This window comes from Bacillus sp. JNUCC-22, from assembly GCF_018861275.1.
Taxonomy (GTDB): domain Bacteria; phylum Bacillota; class Bacilli; order Bacillales; family Bacillaceae; genus Bacillus; species Bacillus velezensis.
The window spans coordinates 2,603,521-2,622,825 of the sequence record NZ_CP076408.1 but is presented as its reverse complement, the minus strand read 5'-3'; the positions used below and the strand labels follow the sequence as shown (position 1 = coordinate 2,622,825).

Here is a 19,305-nt window from a genome sequence, read left to right as displayed (position 1 = left end):
GATAAAGCTTCATCATTTCTTTACATATTCTTAAAACGCTCTTTATATTGCGGTGTTAACATAAAAGTAATAAAACGTAACGGAGGGGCCGGGATGAAAAAAACGGAGCATGACAAAAGCCGCGGAGCAAAAACTGTGTATCTGACCGTAAGGGGATACCGGCTCAAACTGACGCCCGGACAAATGAAACTGATTTCAGCCGGACGGGCATAATCATCGCAGCAGCCCTCATTTAGAGAGCTGCTTTTTTTCGGCTGAAACAGACAAATGAAAGAAAACGGTTAAGCACCGGCATCTTTGGTCAAACTAGCATCAAGAGTTTGATTGAATAAAGAGGTGTTATTGGTGAAACGAATTTGCGGTGCTCGTCTATTGTTTATGCTTGTCTTATCGGCTGCAGTCCTGATTTGCGGAGGAAAAGGCGCATACGGGGCGGAGGTTGAGCATTACGGGCCGCTTCGGGTGCACGTCCAGCTGGAAAAGGTCTATCTAGACGGTGATGTCGGCATCGAACATACGGATGAAACCGTTTTGGCGATGGAGGATTTTTGGGCCGCATATGCCGGCTGGACGCTCGTTGAGCAGAAAAAAGGCTTCGTCCTTTTCCGTAAGCATGTTGATGACATTTCTCCGCTCAGTAAGGTTAACGGTTATATCGGCGTCACGGACGGGGGCGTCATCTCCACTTTTCACGGCCGTCCCGGATCGCTGGCCGAGCCGATTCAATCTTTCTTCCAGATTGATATAGAAAGACTGGAAAGCCGATTGCAAAAGCACTTGGAACACGGCATACCGTACAGGACAAAAGCGGAGTTTGAGAGCGTGATCGATCATATTAAGACTTACAGCGGCTGACTATGACGCAAGACATGTGACACATGTCTTTTTTTTCTGAATGGAAGGTGTCAAAGCGAACATACGTTAACTTTTCTATAAGACTTTGGCTGTTTTTGTGTTACAATGATAAGCAGTCAAAGAGGTGAATAGGTGTGATTGAATTCGTGAAGGGGACGATTGATTATGTATCTCCCCAATACATCGTGATTGAAAACGGCGGAATCGGCTATCAGGTCTTCACTCCGAATCCGTTTATTTATAAGGTAAGCAATCAAGAGACCATTTTTACGTATCATCATATAAAAGAAGATGCCTTTTCTTTGTACGGTTTTTCAACCCGGGAAGAAAAAGCGCTTTTCACAAAGCTGCTGAACGTCACCGGCATCGGGCCGAAAGGGGCGCTCGCCATCCTCGGATCCGGTGATCCCGGAGCCGTCATCGAAGCGATCGAACAGGAAGATGAAGCCTTTTTGGTGAAATTTCCGGGTGTGGGCAAAAAAACGGCGCGGCAGATTATTCTTGATTTGAAAGGCAAACTGGCCGACGTCGTGCCTGAAATGATTGACAACCTGTTCAATCATGAAGCGCGCATTGAAAAACAAGAGGCTGAAACGGCGCTTGACGAGGCGCTTGAAGCGCTCCGGGTTCTCGGCTACGCCGAAAAAGAAATTAAAAAAGTGCTTCCTCACTTAAAAGAGGAAACGGCGCTTTCAACAGATCAATATGTGAAAAAAGCATTGCAAAAATTATTAAAGTAAGGTGATGTTCATGGATGAACGGCTCGTTTCAAGTGAAGCAGACAGCCATGAATCAATAATCGAGCAAAGCCTCAGGCCGCAGAATCTCGCCCAGTATATCGGCCAAAAGAAGGTGAAAGAAAATCTGCGCGTGTTTATCGATGCGGCGAAAATGAGGCAGGAAACGCTGGACCACGTTCTTTTATACGGGCCTCCGGGTCTCGGGAAAACAACGCTTGCGTCTATCGTGGCCAATGAGATGGGTGTGGAGATGCGGACGACGTCAGGTCCCGCCATCGAAAGACCGGGGGATTTGGCAGCCATTTTGACGGCGCTCGAACCAGGGGATGTGCTGTTTATAGACGAAATTCACAGGCTGAACCGCTCAATTGAGGAAGTGCTGTACCCGGCGATGGAGGATTTCTGCCTTGATATTGTCATTGGAAAAGGCCCGTCCGCCCGCTCCGTCCGTCTCGACCTTCCCCCTTTTACGCTTGTAGGAGCGACGACAAGGGTCGGATTATTGACCGCACCGCTCAGAGACCGGTTCGGGGTGCTGTCGCGCCTTGAATACTATACGCAGGAAGAGCTGACAGATATCGTGTCAAGAACGGCTGACGTTTTTGAAGTGGATATCGAAAAAGCCCCGGCTCTGGAAATCGCCAGACGGTCAAGGGGAACGCCGCGGGTTGCAAACCGTCTGCTCAGAAGGGTGAGAGATTTTGCCCAGGTGCTCGGCGACAGCCGCATCACGGAAGAAATCGCTCACGACGCGCTCGAACGTCTTCAAGTCGATGCGCTCGGCCTTGACCATATCGACCATAAGCTGCTGATGGGCATGATCGAAAAATTCAGCGGCGGTCCCGTCGGCCTTGATACGATTTCCGCGACAATCGGCGAAGAACCGCATACAATAGAGGATGTGTACGAACCGTATCTGCTGCAGATCGGATTTCTTCAGAGGACGCCGAGGGGACGGGTCGTGACGCCGGCTGTGTATGAACATTTTCGATTGGAGGCGCCCGCCCGTGACTGACTTTCCGAAGGTTCTCATGGTTCTCGGTGCCGTTTTGCTTATTGCCGGCGCAGTCTGGCACTTTGTCGGAAGGCTGCCCGGAGATATTTTCGTTAAGAAGGGAAATGTTACATTTTTCTTCCCCGTTGTCACTTGTATTGTGATCAGTGTGATACTATCCATTCTGCTTAATTTTTTCGGCAGAATGAAATAACAATAGACAGAATTAAGGTGAAATGATGAAAGTCGATTTATTTGATTTTGAACTGCCTGAACGCCTCATTGCCCAAGTGCCGCTTAAAGAGCGTGACGCATCGCGGCTGATGGTGCTCGACAAACAGACGGGCGGGCTGACGGACAGTTCATTTAAAGAGATTGTAAGCTTTTTTAATGAAGGGGATTGCCTCGTCTTGAACAATACCCGTGTGCTGCCTGCAAGATTATTCGGCACAAAAGAAGATACGGGAGCGAAAGTGGAGCTTCTGTTATTAAAACAGGAAGAAAATGATACATGGGAAACGCTCGTAAAGCCGGCGAAACGCGTAAAAAAAGGAACGGTCCTGACATTTGGCGACGGCCGGCTGACAGCGGTCTGCACGGAGGAGCTTGATCACGGAGGCAGAAAAATAGAATTCCGGTATGACGGGATTTTTTACGAAGTGCTTGAATCACTCGGTGAAATGCCGCTGCCTCCTTATATTAAAGAGCAGCTTGATGATAAAGAACGGTATCAGACCGTCTTTTCAAAAGAAATCGGATCTGCCGCAGCTCCGACGGCCGGACTTCATTTTACGGAAGAGATTCTGGACGAGCTGAAGCAAAAAGGTGTGCGGATTGAATTTATCACACTTCATGTGGGACTCGGCACATTCCGCCCGGTCAGTGCGGATGATGTGGAAGAGCATAACATGCACGCGGAATTTTATGAAATGACGGAAGAAACCGCCGCCTCTTTAAACGAGGTCAGAAAGGCGGGAGGGCGCATTGTGTCGGTCGGGACGACATCAACGCGCACCCTGGAAACCATTGCCGGCGAGCATGACGGCGTATTTACAGCTTCAAGCGGCTGGACGTCCATCTTCATTTATCCGGGATATGAATTTAAGGCGATTGACGGCATGATCACCAATTTTCATCTGCCGAAATCTTCCCTTATCATGCTCGTTTCTGCGCTTGCCGGCAGAGAGCATGTTCTTTCCGCCTACCGTCATGCGGTAGAAGAGGAATATCGTTTCTTCAGCTTTGGCGACGCCATGCTGATTATCTAATTTGAATGACAGGAGGCCTCATACAAAGTGGCTGAACAACCGATACGTTATGAATTTATAAAGGAATGCAAACAAACGGGAGCGCGCCTGGGCAGAGTCCATACGCCCCACGGCTCCTTTGAGACGCCTGTATTTATGCCGGTCGGCACGCTTGCTACGGTAAAGACGATGTCTCCGGACGAGCTGAAATCTATGGATGCGGGCATTATTTTAAGCAATACGTACCATTTATGGCTCCGCCCGGGACACGACATTGTAAAAGAAGCGGGCGGGCTTCATAAGTTTATGAACTGGGACCGCGCGATTTTAACGGATTCCGGCGGTTTTCAGGTCTTTTCATTGAGCAAGTTTCGTAATATAGAAGAAGAAGGCGTTCATTTCCGCAATCACTTAAACGGAGACAAGCTGTTTTTATCTCCGGAAAAAGCGATGGAAATTCAAAACGCCCTCGGCTCTGATATCATGATGGCGTTTGATGAGTGTCCGCCGTATCCGGCAGAGTATGATTACATGAAACGCTCTGTGGAACGGACCAGCCGCTGGGCGGAACGCTGCCTGGAGGCGCACGGGCGCTCAGATGAGCAGGGGCTGTTCGGAATCGTACAGGGCGGAGAATACGAAGATCTGCGGACACAAAGTGCAAAAGACTTGGTTTCGCTTGATTTTCCGGGTTATGCCATAGGCGGATTATCTGTCGGCGAGCCGAAGCACGTCATGAACCGAGTGCTTGAGTTTACAACTCCGCTTTTACCGAAGGACAAGCCGAGATATTTAATGGGTGTGGGTTCACCGGATGCCTTAATTGACGGCGCCATCCGCGGCGTGGATATGTTTGACTGCGTACTGCCGACCCGGATTGCCCGAAACGGCACGGTGTTTACGAATGAAGGGCGTCTGAATATGAAAAACGCCAAATATGAGCGTGATTTCCGTCCGATTGATGAAGAGTGCAGCTGCCATACATGCAAAAATTACTCCCGCGCTTACATCAGACATTTGATCCGCTGTAATGAAACGTTTGGAATTCGATTAACAACTTACCATAACCTTCATTTTCTGTTACACTTAATGGAGCAGGTCAGACAAGCCATCCGGGAGGATCGTCTTGGTGATTTCCGAGAAGAGTTCTTTGAGCGTTACGGCTATAATAAGCCAAATGCGAAAAGCTTCTAAATAAAACCATTCTTGAAGGGAGGGAAACAGATGGGTACTTTAGGTACAATCGTTCCTATTATTTTAATGTTTGCAGTGCTTTATTTCCTGCTCATCCGTCCGCAGCAAAAGCAGCAGAAGGCCGTACGCCAGATGCAGGAAGAGCTGAAAAAAGGGGATTCAGTGGTGACAATCGGAGGATTGCACGGCACTGTTGATTCAATTGATGAAAGCAAGGTCGTCATTAAAACAGGTGATAACACCCGTTTAACATTTGACCGCCGCGCAATCAGAGAAGCTTCCGCTGAATAACAGCGAAGCTCATACATACAAAAAAAGAGCGGAGAATCCGCTCTTTTTTTATTACGCTGATCTGCTTCCTTTCAAATTCACTCCGAAAATGCCGCCCAGCATACTGACTCCCAAAAAGCCGAGATGAAACAAAAGCTGACCGGATGTAAACGTTTTTCCGAACCCTAAATATTGAAACAGCAAGATGATTAATGAAAAACAGATGGCGGTTAACGCTCCGATCATCCAGCCTTTTTCCTTCGCTTTGCCGCCCGATATAAAACCTCCTGCAAATAAAGAAAGAAAAGAAAGCGCGGTGATCATCCAGCTGAAAGATGATTCTTCCATTGAGGTAACTGTCAGTAAAAGCGAAATCGCCAAACTCGTAAGAAGCATCACCGCAAAGATAGCCACTAAGCCGTACAAGACGCCTCTTCCCACTTGTTTCGTTTCTTCCATTTTTATCTCCTCTCCGCCCTGCGGCCTGATATATGACAAGCCGGAGCCCGTCTTTTTCTAAATGTATTCTCTGAATGTTCGAATTAGACGTAAATGCATGATGTTCAGCCCGTTTCTTACATAATTCAGAGCCGATGGCAAATGCTATGACCGTTGGAGGTGCGATATGGAAGATATTTTCATTATTACGTTTCGTACGATTGTGCTTTATTTTATCATTCTTGTGATTTTCAGACTGATGGGAAAACGGGAAATCGGAGAACTGAGCATTTTAGACCTTGTCGTCTCCATTATGATTGCCGAGATTGCCGTATTGGCAATTGAAAATGTAAAAGATAAGCTTTTGCATACGATTGTGCCGATTGTCGTTTTAATGATTATTCAAGTAAGCCTTGCTTTTATTTCGCTCAAAAGCCAAAAAATACGGCAGCTGCTTGACGGAAAACCCACCATTATTATAAAACAGGGAAAAATTGATGAACGGGCGATGAGATCGCAGCGCTACAATTTTGACGATCTTCTTATGCAGCTGAGGGAGAATAACATCGATAGAATCTCTGACGTGTCATATGCCATTTTGGAGTCTTCAGGCAAACTGTCGATCGTCAAAAAGAAAAACAATAAGGATAAGCAGATGGAAACATCGCTTATCGTTGACGGGGTCATTCAGAACGAGCATCTGGACAGAATCGGGAAAGATAAACACTGGCTCGAAAAAAATTTAGCAAAAAGAGGATATCGCGATCTTTCGGTTATATCATTCTGCACGTTTACGGACGGCGCTTTTTTTATTGATCTTAAAGATGAAAAAGGGGAGCCATGAATCGGTTTCACCGCGTCACGAACTTGCCGATGACCGGAATCCGGATCAGCTCTTCCCTTTTAATCAGCCTGAATAACAGAAGAAGCGCAATGTACAAAATCGCGGTCATTGCAATCCAGCCTGTGAGATTAACAGCCTCTGACCCTGAAAAATGAACGGCGTGTTTGATGATGCGGCTGACATAGCCGCAAATGAATATGACGGCAAAACAGAGCGCGTATTCTTTTATTTTAATGCTGATCGGAAGCACCTTGCTTACGGTGGCCGCATGCAGCAGGGTGACAAGGACCATCCCCGTTACAATCGCAAGTGCGGCGCCCATGATGCCCAAGGAAGGCCTGGTCGCCAAAACAAAAATTAGACCAGTTTTGACAGCGGCGCCGATAAAACTGTTCATCATGGCGGCCCCGGCTAAATTGAGAGCCTGCAGCACCGCCTGAAGGGGCCCCTGAAAATAGTAAAGCAGAAAAAACGGCGCCATCACTTTAACAAATACCGCCGCATTAGTTGATCCGTACATGACGGACATCAGTTCATCAGCGAAAGAGAATAAAATAACCACCGAAATGCCTCCGCTTAAAAGACACAGCCGCATCGCCTGTTCCAGACGGTATTCGACAACTTGCAGCTTTTTTTGCTCCATTCCTTCACTGATCGCAGGAACAAGCGCCGTTGACAGAGAATAGGTTATAAAGCTGGGCAGCGTCAAGACCGTCATGGCAAATCCGGTCAGCTCCCCGTACTGGCTGGTGGCGGCAGCGGTGGCCACTCCTGCAATCGCAAGGCTCTGCGCGACGACAATAGGTTCAAAAAACCAAGATAAATTTCCGATGAAGCGGCTTCCGGTTGTCGGGAGCGACACGCTCATCAGCTGGCGGAAGGTTTCTTTTCCATTTGCGATCGACTTGAAAAATTGTTTTCTGATTCTGATTGTTTTATTTGCTTTAAAACAAATGAATAAATAAATAAGAGAGGCAAGCTCCCCGATGACAGACGAAATCATAGCTCCGGCTGCGGCATATTCAATCCCGTACGGCAGAAACACCGTCGTGCAGACCGCGACAAGTGAAATCCGCACGATCTGCTCAAGCACTTGGGAAAACGCCAGCGGGTTCATATTCTGCCTGCCCTGAAAGTAACCGCGCAGCACGCTGGAGATCGCGATAATCGGCACGACGGGCGTAATCGCCAGAAGCGGGTAAACCGTGCGCTGATCCGTCAGCATCGTTTCGGACATAATCGGCGCAAAGCATAAAAACAGCGGCGTGAAGATGAGACTTAATATCCCGGTGACGGTAAGCGACATCACTAAAATGTGTTTCATTTTCTGCCGGTCCCCCCGCGCGCTTGCTTCAGCGACAAGTTTGCTGATGGCAACGGGGAGGCCGAATTGAGTCAAAGTGGTGGCCAAGAAAAATGTCGGGGCAGCCATCATGTATAAACCGACCCCTTCTTCACCGATAAACCGGGCGATAACCACCCGGTTGACAAAGCCGAGCATTCTCGTAACCATCCCGGCTGCGATGAGAATAAGAGTGCCCCTTAAAAAAGTCTGTTTTGCCATTTTATAAACCCCTGCCTTCTCAAACTACCTGGAATCATATACAATAAAGATATGCGCCGATGTCGTCCGAGCATGACAAGTCTTCGAGAAAAATGGAAAAAGGAGCGAGCGCCCAGTGGAGAAACATCCCGCCGAAATGTACAAAGATCATTTGCGGCCTTTCTTGTACAGTAAACTTGAAGAGTTCAAAATCCTCGGATACGATGATGTTGAGCACGAGAGTTTATGGTCATACTTAACACATAAAAAGTGGAAACAGAAAAAGGAACTGCCGCTGTATGAATTGGCCGGCAATATTTTATCAGTTAAAATTGGCGATTTTATGAACTATGCAACCGTCGAAGCTTTTAAGTCGTCTAATTGGCTGGAAAGCGATGAGGGTCAGGAAGCTTTAGATGAACTGCTGAGATAATGATTTGACGGCATAGGTTTAAGGAGGAAATACATAATGAAAAAAGGACGCTTGATTGCGTTTTTCCTGATCGTATTATTAATCGGCACAGGGCTGGGGTATTTTACAAAACCGGCTGCCAATAATATTACGTTAGGATTGGATTTGCGCGGCGGGTTTGAAGTTCTGTACGATGTGCAGCCCGTCAAAAAAGGCGATAAAATCACAAAAGACGTGCTCGTCAGCACGGTGCAGGCGCTGAACCGCCGGGCTAACGTTCTCGGCGTAAGCGAGCCGAACATTCAGATTGAAGGAAATAACCGCATCCGCGTACAGCTGGCGGGCGTCACGAATCAGAACAGGGCGCGCGAAATTCTGTCAACGGAAGCGCAGCTCTCCTTCAGGGATACGAATGATAAAGAGCTTTTAAACGGCTCTGATCTCGTGGAAAACGGCGCGAAGCAAACCTTTGATCCGACGACGAACGAACCGATTGTCAGCGTTAAGCTGAAGGATGCGGATAAGTTCGGAGAAGTGACGAAAAAAGTCAAGAAAATGGCTCCTAATAATCAGCTTGTGATCTGGCTTGATTACCAAAAAGGTGATTCATTTAAAAAAGAAGTCGGCAAAAAACATCCGAAATATGTATCCGCTCCGAATGTGAGCCAGGAATTAAACACGAAGGATGTCACGATTGAAGGTCAATTCACCGTTCAAAAAGCGAAGGACTTGGCCAATATTTTAAACGCGGGCGCGCTGCCTGTGAAGCTGACCGAAAAATACTCTACTTCAGTAGGGGCGCAATTCGGACAGCAGGCTTTGCATGATACGGTAGAGGCCGGCATCATCGGTATTGCAATTGTTTTCTTATTTATGCTGCTTTATTACAGACTGCCTGGACTCATAGCGGTAATTACGCTTTCTGTATACGTGTATATTACGCTTCAAGTGTTTGACTGGATGCAGGCGGTGCTGACGCTTCCGGGTATTGCGGCGCTCATTTTGGGTGTCGGGATGGCGGTTGACGCCAACATCATCACCTATGAACGGATAAAAGAAGAACTGAAACTCGGCAAATCCGTCCGCTCAGCTTTCCGTTCAGGGAACAGACGGTCATTCGCGACGATTTTCGATGCGAACATCACAACGATCATCGCAGCGGTCGTGCTCTTTATTTTCGGGACAAGCTCTGTAAAAGGGTTTGCGACGATGCTGATTCTGTCAATTCTGACAAGCTTTATTACAGCTGTCTTCCTTTCAAGATTCCTGCTCTCCCTTCTCGTGGAAAGCAGATGGCTTGACCGGAAAAAAGGCTGGTTCGGCGTCAAGAAAAAACATATTATGGACATTCAAAAAACGGATGAAAATACTGAACCGCATACGGCATTCCAAAAATGGGATTTCACGAGCAAGCGAAAATATTTCTTTATTTTCTCAAGCGCTGTAACCGTTGCGGGAATTATCATCTTACTGGTCTTTAAGCTCAACCTGGGAATCGATTTTGCAAGCGGTGCGCGGATTGACGTGCAGAGCAATCATGCATTGACGGCGCAGCAGGTTGAAAAAGACTTTGACTCTCTCGGCATGGAACCGGAAAACATCGTGCTTTCTGGTAAAGAGAACCATGTTGCCGCGGCCCGGTTTGTCGGAGAGCCATCTAAAGAAAAAATCGCTGAAATCAAAACGTACTTTAAGGACAAATACGGATCTGAACCGAACGTCAGCACGGTATCGCCGACAGTCGGAAAAGAACTGGCCCGTAATGCCTTATATGCCGTCGCCATTGCATCAATCGGCATTATTATTTACGTGTCAATCCGTTTCGAGTACAGAATGGCTGTCGCCGCGATTGTATCACTGCTGTATGACGCTTTCTTTATCGTCGCGTTTTTCAGCATTACCAGGCTGGAGGTCGATGTCACCTTTATCGCCGCTATTCTCACCATAATCGGTTACTCGATAAATGATACGATCGTTACATTTGACCGGATACGTGAGCAGATGAAAAAACGTAAGCCGAAGTCATTTGCCGATCTGGAACATATCGTGAATCTGAGCTTGCAGCAAACTTTTACACGTTCGATCAATACGGTCTTGACCGTTGTGATTGTTGTCGTCGTGCTGCTCATTTTGGGCTCATCGTCAATTACAAACTTCTCCGTCGCTTTATTGGTCGGTTTATTGACGGGCGTTTATTCCTCTCTTTACATCGCCGCGCAGCTGTGGCTTGTATGGAAAGGCAAAGAATTTAAAGGGAAAAAATCAATCGAAGAGTAAAATGGGAACAGGCTGTCTTGCAGAAGGCAGCCTGTTTTTTCAGGCCGCATTGAACTTAAAACCTGCATTTGCTATAATGACATACGCTTACATAATCAATCATCATTGTAAAAACATGTAGGAGGGTTCTTATGAACGTTCGTGAGTCGGAGCTTCCGGGCATCGGCCAGAAAGTAGAAGTCATTACGAAAAATCACGATAAAATCAGTATTATTCTTCATGATGACGGCAGAAAAGAGCTCTATTACTTCGATGAGAATGATCATGACGAATGCTTGGCATCCGTTGAATTTAACGACGAAGAGGCGAGGCAGATTTCCGCTATTTTAGGCGGGATGACGTATAAGCCGAAAGCGCTGGAATCTGTGGAAGTTGCGCTTGATGACCTCGTCATTGAGTGGTTTAAAGCCGAATCTCATGCACCGGCTGTCAGCCGTACAATCGGAGATTTGGAGATCAAGAAACATTACAACGTCCAGATTATTGCGATCGTAAAGAAAAACCGGCAAAAACAGCTGAGCCCCGGCATTGATACCGTAATTGAAGCAGGGGACACCCTCGTTATATCGGGAGAAAGAAGCGGACTGAAAAAGCTGGTCCGCGAGCAATTAACGGCCCGGATTTCCTGAGACCGGGGTTTACTCCCGGGGAAATGGGGGAAAAGATAAGAATGAACAATTGGGGGCAGACGCATGAATAAACAATGGACTATTATATTCGCTTTACTATTTACTTTGATTGTCGCCATCTTTGCTGTCATTAACGTGCGGGCGGTTGAGGTTGATTATCTGTTCGGAACCGCTGAATGGCCGCTGATTTTAGTCATTTTAGGCTCTGTGTTAATGGGAGCGCTGATCGTGTTTTCGGCCGGTATCTTTCAAGTGATGAAACTGAAGCGCGAAATTAAAATGCTGCGGAAAGAAAACAGATCCGAGGCTGAATTGACGACTGAATCGGACGGCCAAAAAACAGCCGCGCCGCCGGAAGAAATGCTTGAAGAGAAAAAAGGATCAGAATAACATTTGAAACCCCTCAGTCCGCTCTAGTATAATAGGGTGGTTGAGGGGTGAATTTATGTTAGCGTCAAAAATGCGCTGGGAAATCCAGCAGCCGGATCAGGAAAAAGTCAAATCACTCACAGAACAATTGGACATAACACCTCTTGTGGCATCACTGCTTGTAAAAAGAGGTTTTGATACTGCCGAAAGCGCAAGGCTGTTTTTACATACAAAGGATGCAGACTTTTATGACCCGTATGAATTAAAGGGAATGCGGGAAGCAGTTGATCGGATAAAACTGGCGGTTTCTCAAGGGGAACCGATTATGATTTACGGAGATTACGATGCAGACGGCGTTACAAGCACATCGGTGATGCTGACGGCACTCAGACAGCTGTCGGCGGACGTTGACTTTTATATTCCCGACCGTTTCACAGAAGGCTACGGCCCGAATGAACAAGCTTTCCGCTCCATAAAAGAGCGGGGATTTTCGCTGATCATTACAGTGGATACGGGAATCGCCGCCGTCCATGAAGCTGAAGTTGCAAAAGAGCTGGGCTTAGACGTCATTATTACCGACCACCATGAGCCGGGACCCGAGCTTCCTGACGTATTTGCGATCATCCACCCGAAGCAGCCGGGCTGCGGCTATCCGTTTAAAGAATTGGCCGGCGTCGGTGTGGCGTTTAAGCTTGCCCATGCGCTTACGGGTTCTTTGCCGGAAGCTATGCTGGACTTGGCGGCAATCGGTACGGTTGCAGATCTGGTGCCTCTTCATGATGAAAACAGATTAATTGCGTCACTCGGAATCGAAAGGCTTAGGACGACAAATCGGCCGGGCCTCAAAGCCCTGATTAAGCTTTCCGGCGGAGATATCGGACAAGCTGATGAGGAAACGATCGGATTTCAGGTCGCGCCGAGGCTCAATGCCGTCGGAAGAATAGAACAGGCCGATCCCGCCGTCCACCTGCTGATGACCGAAGATCAGTTTGAAGCGGAGGAACTGGCTTCGGATATTGACCGGCTGAATAAAGAGCGGCAGAAAATGGTGAAAACCATGACCGAAGAGGCTGTTGAAATGGTTCAGCAGCAAGGCGGAAACCCGTCTGCCATTGTAGTGGCAAAAGCCGGCTGGAATCCGGGAGTCGTCGGTATTGTCGCATCGAAGCTGGCTGAACGTTTTTACCGGCCCGCTGTTGTGCTTGGGATAGATGAGGAGCAGGGAATCGCTAAAGGGTCGGCGCGAAGCATCAGAGGCTTCAACCTGTTTACGAGCCTTTCACAGTGCAGAGACATTCTTCCTCATTTCGGCGGGCATCCGATGGCGGCAGGAATGACGTTGAAGGCTGAAGATGTGGCGGAATTAAGGGACAGGCTTAATCAAATGGCTGAAGAAACCCTTACGGAAGAGGATTTTATTCCCGTTCAGGAGGTTGATCTTGTCTGCGGCGTTGAAGACATAACCGTTGAAAGCATTACAGAATTAAATATGCTGTCGCCGTTCGGCATGCTTAACCCTAAACCGCATGTGATGGTGAAAAATGCCGTGCTTGATGATGTGCGCCTGATCGGAGCGAATAAAAACCACGTGAAAATGACGGTGAAAAGTGATTCTGCCGTCCTTGACTGCGTCGGCTTTAACAAAGGAGAGCTTGAAGCCGGAGTTGTCCCCGGATCAACGATTTCCATTGTCGGCGAGATGTCCATTAATGAATGGAACAACAGAAAGAAGCCCCAGCTGATGATTAAAGATGTTGCGGTGCCGGAATGGCAGCTTTTTGATATCAGGGGCAAGCGGACGTGGGAAGACACGGTCACCGCGCTGCCGAAGGAAAAACGGGTGCTCATCAGCTTTAACGAAAAAACCGCTCAGAAGCTCCGTGAAAAAGAGCTGTCGGGCGAGCTTGCCGGGATCACTTCGGAATCCGAGGCGGAAGCTCTCCAGCTTGACGGAAAATATGCCGTTTTTCTGGATGTGCCGCCGTCAGCGGATCGCCTGCAGCATTTGCTTGACGGAAAGAAGCCGGAACGGATTTATTTTGTTTTTATCAATCATGAAGAACATTTCCTGTCCTCATTTCCATCGCGGAATGATTTCAAGTGGTTTTACGCATTTCTCTTGAAAAGGGGCGCTTTTGACTTTGGCAAGCATGGTTCAGAGCTTGCGAGACACAGAGGATGGTCAATTGACACAATCAATTTCATGACAAAGGTGTTTTTTGATCTCGGTTTTGTTAAAATAGAAGATGGTGTGCTGTCTGTCGTGAGCGGCGCGAAAAAACGCGACTTGGCAGATTCGCAAACCTATCAGGTAAAACAGCAGCTGATGGAATTAGACCAGAAGCTCAATTATTCCGCAGCCCATGAGCTGAAGGAATGGCTGAATAAGCTGATGAACCAAGGTTCAGAAGCTTATGAAAGTACGAGGAGGACATAGAACAGATGGATCTTAAAAAATATGTAACAATTGTGCCCGATTACCCGAAAGAAGGCGTACAATTTAAAGATATTACGACATTGATGGACAAAGGCGACGTATACCGTTACGCCACTGACCAAATTGTTGAATATGCAAAAGAAAAAGAAATTGATTTAGTTGTCGGGCCTGAAGCGCGCGGCTTTATTATCGGCTGTCCGGTTGCATACGCTCTCGGAGTCGGCTTTGCGCCGGTTCGGAAAGAAGGAAAACTTCCGCGTGAGGTCATTAAAGTCGATTACGGTTTGGAGTACGGAAAAGACGTACTGACAATTCATAAAGATGCGATTCTGCCGGGACAGCGCGTGCTGATTACTGATGACTTGCTTGCAACAGGCGGCACGATCGAAGCAACGATTAAGCTAGTCGAAGAACTGGGCGGCGTTGTAGCCGGTATTGCGTTCTTAATCGAGCTTTCTTACCTTGACGGCAGAGACAAGCTTGACGATTACGATATTTTAACATTAATGAAATATTAACCGCATATGGAAAAAAGCACTCGTGTCAGGGTGCTTTTTTCCTATTATTTCATCATCCTGACAGATTCTTTAGGTGTTTTGAACTTCTGCCCTTTACATCTCTCGTTTTTTTCTTGATAATAAACTAATACAGTTTACATTTAAAAAAGGTGATTCCATGGCGAACGAACAAGTATTGACTGCCGAGCAAGTAATAGATAAAGCGCGCACTTATCTGCCGGAGGAGCAGATTGCGTTTGTTGAGAAAGCTTACCTGTATGCGCAAAACGCGCATCGCGAACAGTACCGCAAATCAGGTGAGCCGTACATCATTCATCCGATTCAGGTGGCGGGGATCCTCGTCGATCTGGAAATGGACCCTTCCACAATTGCGGGCGGATTTCTGCATGATGTGGTAGAGGACACGGATGTCACCCTCGACGACCTGAAGGAAGCATTTTCTGAAGAAGTGGCGATGCTTGTCGACGGCGTGACGAAGCTCGGTAAAATTAAGTATAAATCTCAAGAGGAGCAGCAGGCGGAAAACCATCGAAAAATGTTTGTCGCTATGGCTCAGGATATCAGAGTCATATTGATCAAGCTGGCGGATCGCCTTCACAATATGCGGACGTTAAAGCATCTTCCGCAGGAAAAGCAGCGGAGAATTTCAAATGAGACGCTGGAGATTTTCGCTCCGCTGGCCCATCGGCTCGGGATTTCTAAAATCAAATGGGAGCTGGAAGACACCGCTCTCCGTTATTTGAATCCTCAGCAATATTACAGAATCGTCAATCTCATGAAGAAAAAGCGCGCGGAACGCGAACTTTATGTCGAAGAGGTTGTCAATGAAGTGAAAAAACGCGTCGAAGAAGTGAATATCAAAGCGGACTTTTCAGGACGTCCGAAGCACATCTACAGCATTTACCGCAAGATGGCGCTGCAAAATAAACAGTTCAATGAAATATATGATCTGCTCGCCGTCCGTATTCTTGTCGGAAGCATTAAAGACTGCTACGCCGTACTCGGCATTATTCATACGTGCTGGAAGCCGATGCCTGGCAGATTCAAAGATTATATTGCGATGCCTAAGCCGAATATGTATCAGTCTCTGCATACGACCGTAATCGGGCCTAAAGGCGATCCGCTGGAAGTGCAGATCAGAACGTTTGAGATGCATGAGATCGCTGAATACGGGGTGGCCGCACACTGGGCTTATAAAGAAGGCAAGGCTGCAAACGAAGAAGCGACATTTGAGAAAAAACTGTCCTGGTTCCGTGAAATTCTGGAATTCCAAAACGAGTCTACCGATGCGGAAGAATTTATGGAATCGCTGAAAATCGATCTGTTTTCTGACATGGTATACGTATTTACGCCAAAAGGCGATGTCATTGAACTGCCGTCAGGCTCTGTGCCAATTGATTTTTCCTACAGGATCCACTCAGAGATCGGCAATAAAACAATCGGGGCGAAAGTGAACGGAAAAATGGTGACGCTTGACCATAAGCTCCGGACGGGCGACATCGTCGAGATTCTGACGTCCAAGCATTCTTACGGTCCGAGTCAAGACTGGGTCAAACTGGCGCAGACGTCCCAGGCGAAACACAAAATACGCCAATTCTTTAAGAAACAGCGCCGTGAAGAAAATGTCGAAAAAGGCCGTGAGCTTGTCGAGAAAGAAATTAAAAATCTTGATTTTGAAGTGAAAGATGTTTTAACGCTCGAAAATCTTCAAAAAGTTGCCGACAAGTTCAATTTCTCAAATGAAGAGGATATGTACGCGGCGGTCGGATATAACGGCATTACCGCTCTTCAGGTGGCCAACAGGCTCACCGAAAAAGAACGGAAGCTGCGTGACCAGGAAGAGCAGGAAAAAATCGTTCAGGAAGTCACTTCCGAGCCGAAACATTATCCTCAAGGGAGAAAACGGGAAGCGGGTGTGCGCGTAAAAGGCATTGACAACCTTCTCGTCCGCTTGTCGAAATGCTGCAACCCGGTGCCGGGCGACCATATCGTCGGTTTTATTACAAAAGGGCGCGGTGTATCCGTTCACCGGGATGACTGTCCGAACGTCAAAACGAATGAAGCGCAGGAACGTCTGATTCCCGTTGAATGGGAGCATGAATCACAGGTTCAAAGACGCAAAGAATATAACGTTGAGATTGAGATTTTGGGGTATGACCGTCTCGGGCTTTTAAATGAGGTGCTCCAAGCCGTAAATGAAACGAAAACCAACATCTCCTCTGTCTCCGGCAAATCCGACCGCAATAAAGTCGCTACGATTCATATGGCGATTTTTATTCAAAACATTAACCATCTGCACAAAGTGGTCGAGCGGATTAAGCAGATCAGAGACATCTATTCAGTCCGGCGGGTAATGAACTAAAAGGAGCTTGCTATGAAATTAGTTGTTCAGCGTGTAACAGAAGCGAGTGTGACGGTTGACGGCGCTGTCGCCGGCCGGATCGGACCCGGTATTATGGCGCTTGTCGGCATCACTCATGAAGATACAGAAGAAGATGCCGCTTACTTGGCGGATAAAATCGTGAATCTTCGGATATTTGATGATGAAAGCGGCAAGATGAATTTATCGCTTTTGGATACGGGCGGGGAGATTTTATCCGTTTCCCAGTTTACGCTTTACGGCGAAACAAAGAAAGGGAGACGCCCGAATTTTATGAATGCGGCTAAACCGGATCAGGCTGTGCTCCTTTATGAAAAGTGGAACGAACTCCTTCGGGAAAAAGGAGTCAAAGTGGAAACCGGAATATTCGGAGCCATGATGGATGTTCAGCTGACGAATTCCGGGCCGATTACATTGATTATGGATTCTAAACAATAAAAAAGCTGCCGTTCGGCAGCTTTTTTTTTATGATTGAAAATAATGTTCCAATCCGCTTTCAATTCCGTCTGTCACTTTTTCCTGATAAGAGCCGCTATGTATGATTGTTTCTTCTTGCGGTTGACTGAGATAGCCGAGCTCATACAGCATGGCAGGCCGTTTATTTTCCCTCAGGACGTAATAATCGCCAAACAGAACGCCGCGATCAGGAATAGGGGAACGCTTCACTACTTCAGAATGGACGTCTGAGGCAAGCTGGCGGTCCTTAGACGGACTGTAATAATAAGCCGTGCTTCCCCGCGTTGACGTATCGGCATAGCTGTCATAGTGAATGCTGATAAAGGCATCCGCATTCCGGTAATGAGAGGTTGAAACCCTGGCCTGCAGGCTGATAAATGTATCATCCTGTCTGGTGATATACACGTTTGCACCGGCCGCTCTCAATTTTCCGGCTAACAGCTTAGCTGTTTTAATCGTTACGTTTTTTTCAAACTTTCCGGAGTAGCCGATCGTTCCGCTGTCTTTTCCTCCGTGTCCGGGATCAACGACGATCGTTTTGTTTTTAAGTGAGCCGCTGCCGCCTGACGTGTTGGGAGAAGGTGCTTCGCCTGTTTCCTCACCGCTTTTTGACGTTTGTACGACCCAGTCTGCCACATATGCGGTTTGTCCGTTTTCAAGCCGGACTTCATACCATTTGCCGCTTGAGCCGACAATCGGGTAGGCTGCGCCTTTATCTGCTCTTTTTACGATAGAAGCGGAAGTCGAGGCCGAGCTCCTTAAGTTGGTGCCGCCGTAAACAATATACGCTTTTTTCGAGGAGCCTGAGCCCGCAGAACCGTCTCCCGAGCCGGATGCGCTGCCCGATGAGTCAGAATCCTTTATGATGTAGTGGCTTGCTGCCCAGCCTTTTTGACCGTTTGCTTCAATTTTCAGCCAGCCGTGGTCTTCACTTAAGATGGAAACCTTTGTTCCGCGTGATAATTTAGTCATAATCGCTGAATCATGTGACGCTGCACTTCTGACATTCAATGAAGAAACGCCGACCGTCCCGCTTTTTGACCCGCTTCGGGCCGAAGTTGCTTTCGTATCCGATCCGCCGTTGTCCGCGGTGACGTATTCGGAAGAAACCCACCCGGTTGTGCCTTGATAAGAAATGTTCACCCATCCGCTGTTCTTGTCCAGCACGGATGCATGCGCGCCTTGCGGAAGTTTGCCGATGACTTCATACGATGTCCCCGGGCCTTTTCTGATGCGGAGGTCAGGATCGGTGGAAGTGACCGTTCCGCTTTTTGCGGATGAATGGTCTGCTCCCCCGGCTGTTTTTGATATCAGCCAGGAAACGACCCATCCGGTTTTACCGGGGCTCAGCTGAAGCTGTACCCAGTCTCCCTCTTCTTTAACGATCGGGTATCTTTCCCCTTTTTTTACTTCAGCCTTTATTCCGTAGCTCAGGCCGGGACCGCCTCTGACATTGATCTTGTCTGTCGCGATGACCGCTTCTCCCTCTGCGGCGATTGCGGTGTGAAATGACGGAAGAAGCGCTGTGATGATGACGCCGCATAAAATAAGAGCAAGAGTTCTCTTCTTCATGGCTGTCCTCCTTTCTGAACTAACTAAAATACATTCTTGTATAATATCGTATTTTCCTTGCTGAATGTTAAATAAAAATAAAATGGTTTGTTTATACTAGTCATAAATACAGCGAAAAGGTGTGCAAATC

At 47.5% G+C, this 19,305-nt stretch carries 19 protein-coding genes; 16 read left to right on the top strand and 3 right to left on the bottom strand.

Annotated elements, in window-relative coordinates:
- Positions 1 to 345 precede the first annotated feature (345 nt).
- The 7 genes from JNUCC22_RS12645 (at position 346) to yajC (ending at position 5,321) form a co-directional block, all read left to right on the top strand.
- Positions 346 to 855 carry an intercompartmental signaling factor BofC gene (locus JNUCC22_RS12645; RefSeq protein WP_025285052.1) on the top strand — a complete coding sequence of 170 codons (510 nt, stop codon included), beginning with the start codon at positions 346 to 348 and terminating at the stop codon, positions 853 to 855.
- A 134-nt stretch (positions 856 to 989) separates the two neighbouring features.
- Positions 990 to 1,595, top strand: a complete 606-nt coding sequence (ruvA, locus tag JNUCC22_RS12640) for a Holliday junction branch migration protein RuvA (RefSeq protein ID WP_003152683.1) — start codon at positions 990 to 992, stop codon at positions 1,593 to 1,595.
- 10 nt (positions 1,596 to 1,605) lie between these two features.
- Positions 1,606 to 2,610, top strand: a complete 1,005-nt coding sequence (ruvB, locus tag JNUCC22_RS12635; protein WP_007408185.1) for a Holliday junction branch migration DNA helicase RuvB — start codon at positions 1,606 to 1,608, stop codon at positions 2,608 to 2,610.
- Positions 2,603 to 2,803, top strand: coding sequence for a DUF2905 domain-containing protein (locus JNUCC22_RS12630; protein ID WP_003152687.1), 201 nt, complete (start codon positions 2,603 to 2,605; stop codon positions 2,801 to 2,803). The genes ruvB and JNUCC22_RS12630 overlap by 8 nt, the downstream gene beginning before the upstream one ends.
- A 25-nt stretch (positions 2,804 to 2,828) precedes the next feature.
- Positions 2,829 to 3,857: a tRNA preQ1(34) S-adenosylmethionine ribosyltransferase-isomerase QueA gene (gene queA, locus JNUCC22_RS12625; protein WP_003152692.1), complete on the top strand. Its 1,029-nt coding sequence runs from the start codon at positions 2,829 to 2,831 to the stop codon at positions 3,855 to 3,857.
- A gap of 27 nt (positions 3,858 to 3,884) precedes the next feature.
- Positions 3,885 to 5,030, top strand: coding sequence for a tRNA guanosine(34) transglycosylase Tgt (gene tgt, locus JNUCC22_RS12620; RefSeq protein ID WP_007408186.1), 1,146 nt, complete (start codon positions 3,885 to 3,887; stop codon positions 5,028 to 5,030).
- Between the two features lie 30 nt (positions 5,031 to 5,060).
- Positions 5,061 to 5,321 carry a preprotein translocase subunit YajC gene (yajC, locus tag JNUCC22_RS12615; protein WP_003152695.1) on the top strand — a complete coding sequence of 87 codons (261 nt, stop codon included), beginning with the start codon at positions 5,061 to 5,063 and terminating at the stop codon, positions 5,319 to 5,321.
- Between the two features lie 51 nt (positions 5,322 to 5,372).
- On the opposite strand, the gene JNUCC22_RS12610 is transcribed toward yajC, so the two are convergent.
- Entirely contained in the window at positions 5,373 to 5,759 is a 387-nt protein-coding gene (locus JNUCC22_RS12610) for a TIGR04086 family membrane protein (RefSeq protein WP_015240296.1), read from the bottom strand.
- Positions 5,760 to 5,925: 166 nt separating this feature from the next.
- On the opposite strand from JNUCC22_RS12610, the gene JNUCC22_RS12605 reads away from it, so the two are divergent.
- Positions 5,926 to 6,582, top strand: a complete 657-nt coding sequence (locus tag JNUCC22_RS12605; RefSeq protein ID WP_003152699.1) for a DUF421 domain-containing protein — start codon at positions 5,926 to 5,928, stop codon at positions 6,580 to 6,582.
- A gap of 7 nt (positions 6,583 to 6,589) precedes the next feature.
- On the opposite strand, the gene spoVB is transcribed toward JNUCC22_RS12605, so the two are convergent.
- The gene (gene spoVB, locus JNUCC22_RS12600) at positions 6,590 to 8,146 is read right to left on the bottom strand and encodes a stage V sporulation protein B (protein WP_007612840.1); all 1,557 of its coding nucleotides are present in this window, start codon (positions 8,144 to 8,146) and stop codon (positions 6,590 to 6,592) included.
- A gap of 115 nt (positions 8,147 to 8,261) precedes the next feature.
- Between spoVB and JNUCC22_RS12595 the strand changes: the two genes are divergently transcribed.
- The 8 genes from JNUCC22_RS12595 to dtd all read left to right on the top strand — a co-directional run bounded on the left by JNUCC22_RS12595 (position 8,262) and on the right by dtd (position 17,585).
- Positions 8,262 to 8,558, top strand: coding sequence for a post-transcriptional regulator (locus JNUCC22_RS12595; protein WP_072589408.1), 297 nt, complete (start codon positions 8,262 to 8,264; stop codon positions 8,556 to 8,558).
- Between the two features lie 36 nt (positions 8,559 to 8,594).
- Complete coding sequence (gene secDF / locus JNUCC22_RS12590) at positions 8,595 to 10,814, top strand: protein translocase subunit SecDF (protein ID WP_007612838.1); 2,220 nt, start codon at positions 8,595 to 8,597, stop codon at positions 10,812 to 10,814.
- 131 nt (positions 10,815 to 10,945) lie between these two features.
- On the top strand, positions 10,946 to 11,443 hold the full coding sequence (locus JNUCC22_RS12585; RefSeq protein WP_044801628.1) for a cation:proton antiporter regulatory subunit: 498 nt from the start codon (positions 10,946 to 10,948) through the stop codon (positions 11,441 to 11,443).
- A gap of 63 nt (positions 11,444 to 11,506) precedes the next feature.
- A complete protein-coding gene (locus JNUCC22_RS12580; protein ID WP_015417912.1) occupies positions 11,507 to 11,833 on the top strand; it encodes a LapA family protein in 327 nt (108 codons plus the stop codon).
- A 55-nt stretch (positions 11,834 to 11,888) separates the two neighbouring features.
- Positions 11,889 to 14,249, top strand: coding sequence for a single-stranded-DNA-specific exonuclease RecJ (gene recJ / locus JNUCC22_RS12575; protein ID WP_216061775.1), 2,361 nt, complete (start codon positions 11,889 to 11,891; stop codon positions 14,247 to 14,249).
- A 5-nt stretch (positions 14,250 to 14,254) separates the two neighbouring features.
- Positions 14,255 to 14,767: an adenine phosphoribosyltransferase gene (locus tag JNUCC22_RS12570; protein WP_003152714.1), complete on the top strand. Its 513-nt coding sequence runs from the start codon at positions 14,255 to 14,257 to the stop codon at positions 14,765 to 14,767.
- 157 nt (positions 14,768 to 14,924) lie between these two features.
- Positions 14,925 to 17,129 carry a GTP diphosphokinase gene (gene relA, locus JNUCC22_RS12565; protein ID WP_003152716.1) on the top strand — a complete coding sequence of 735 codons (2,205 nt, stop codon included), beginning with the start codon at positions 14,925 to 14,927 and terminating at the stop codon, positions 17,127 to 17,129.
- A 12-nt stretch (positions 17,130 to 17,141) separates the two neighbouring features.
- Entirely contained in the window at positions 17,142 to 17,585 is a 444-nt protein-coding gene (dtd, locus tag JNUCC22_RS12560; RefSeq protein WP_007408194.1) for a D-aminoacyl-tRNA deacylase, read from the top strand.
- Positions 17,586 to 17,612: 27 nt separating this feature from the next.
- Here the strand turns inward: dtd and JNUCC22_RS12555 are convergent, their stop codons facing one another.
- Positions 17,613 to 19,175, bottom strand: a complete 1,563-nt coding sequence (locus JNUCC22_RS12555; RefSeq protein WP_061046588.1) for an N-acetylmuramoyl-L-alanine amidase family protein — start codon at positions 19,173 to 19,175, stop codon at positions 17,613 to 17,615.
- Positions 19,176 to 19,305: the final 130 nt, after the last annotated feature.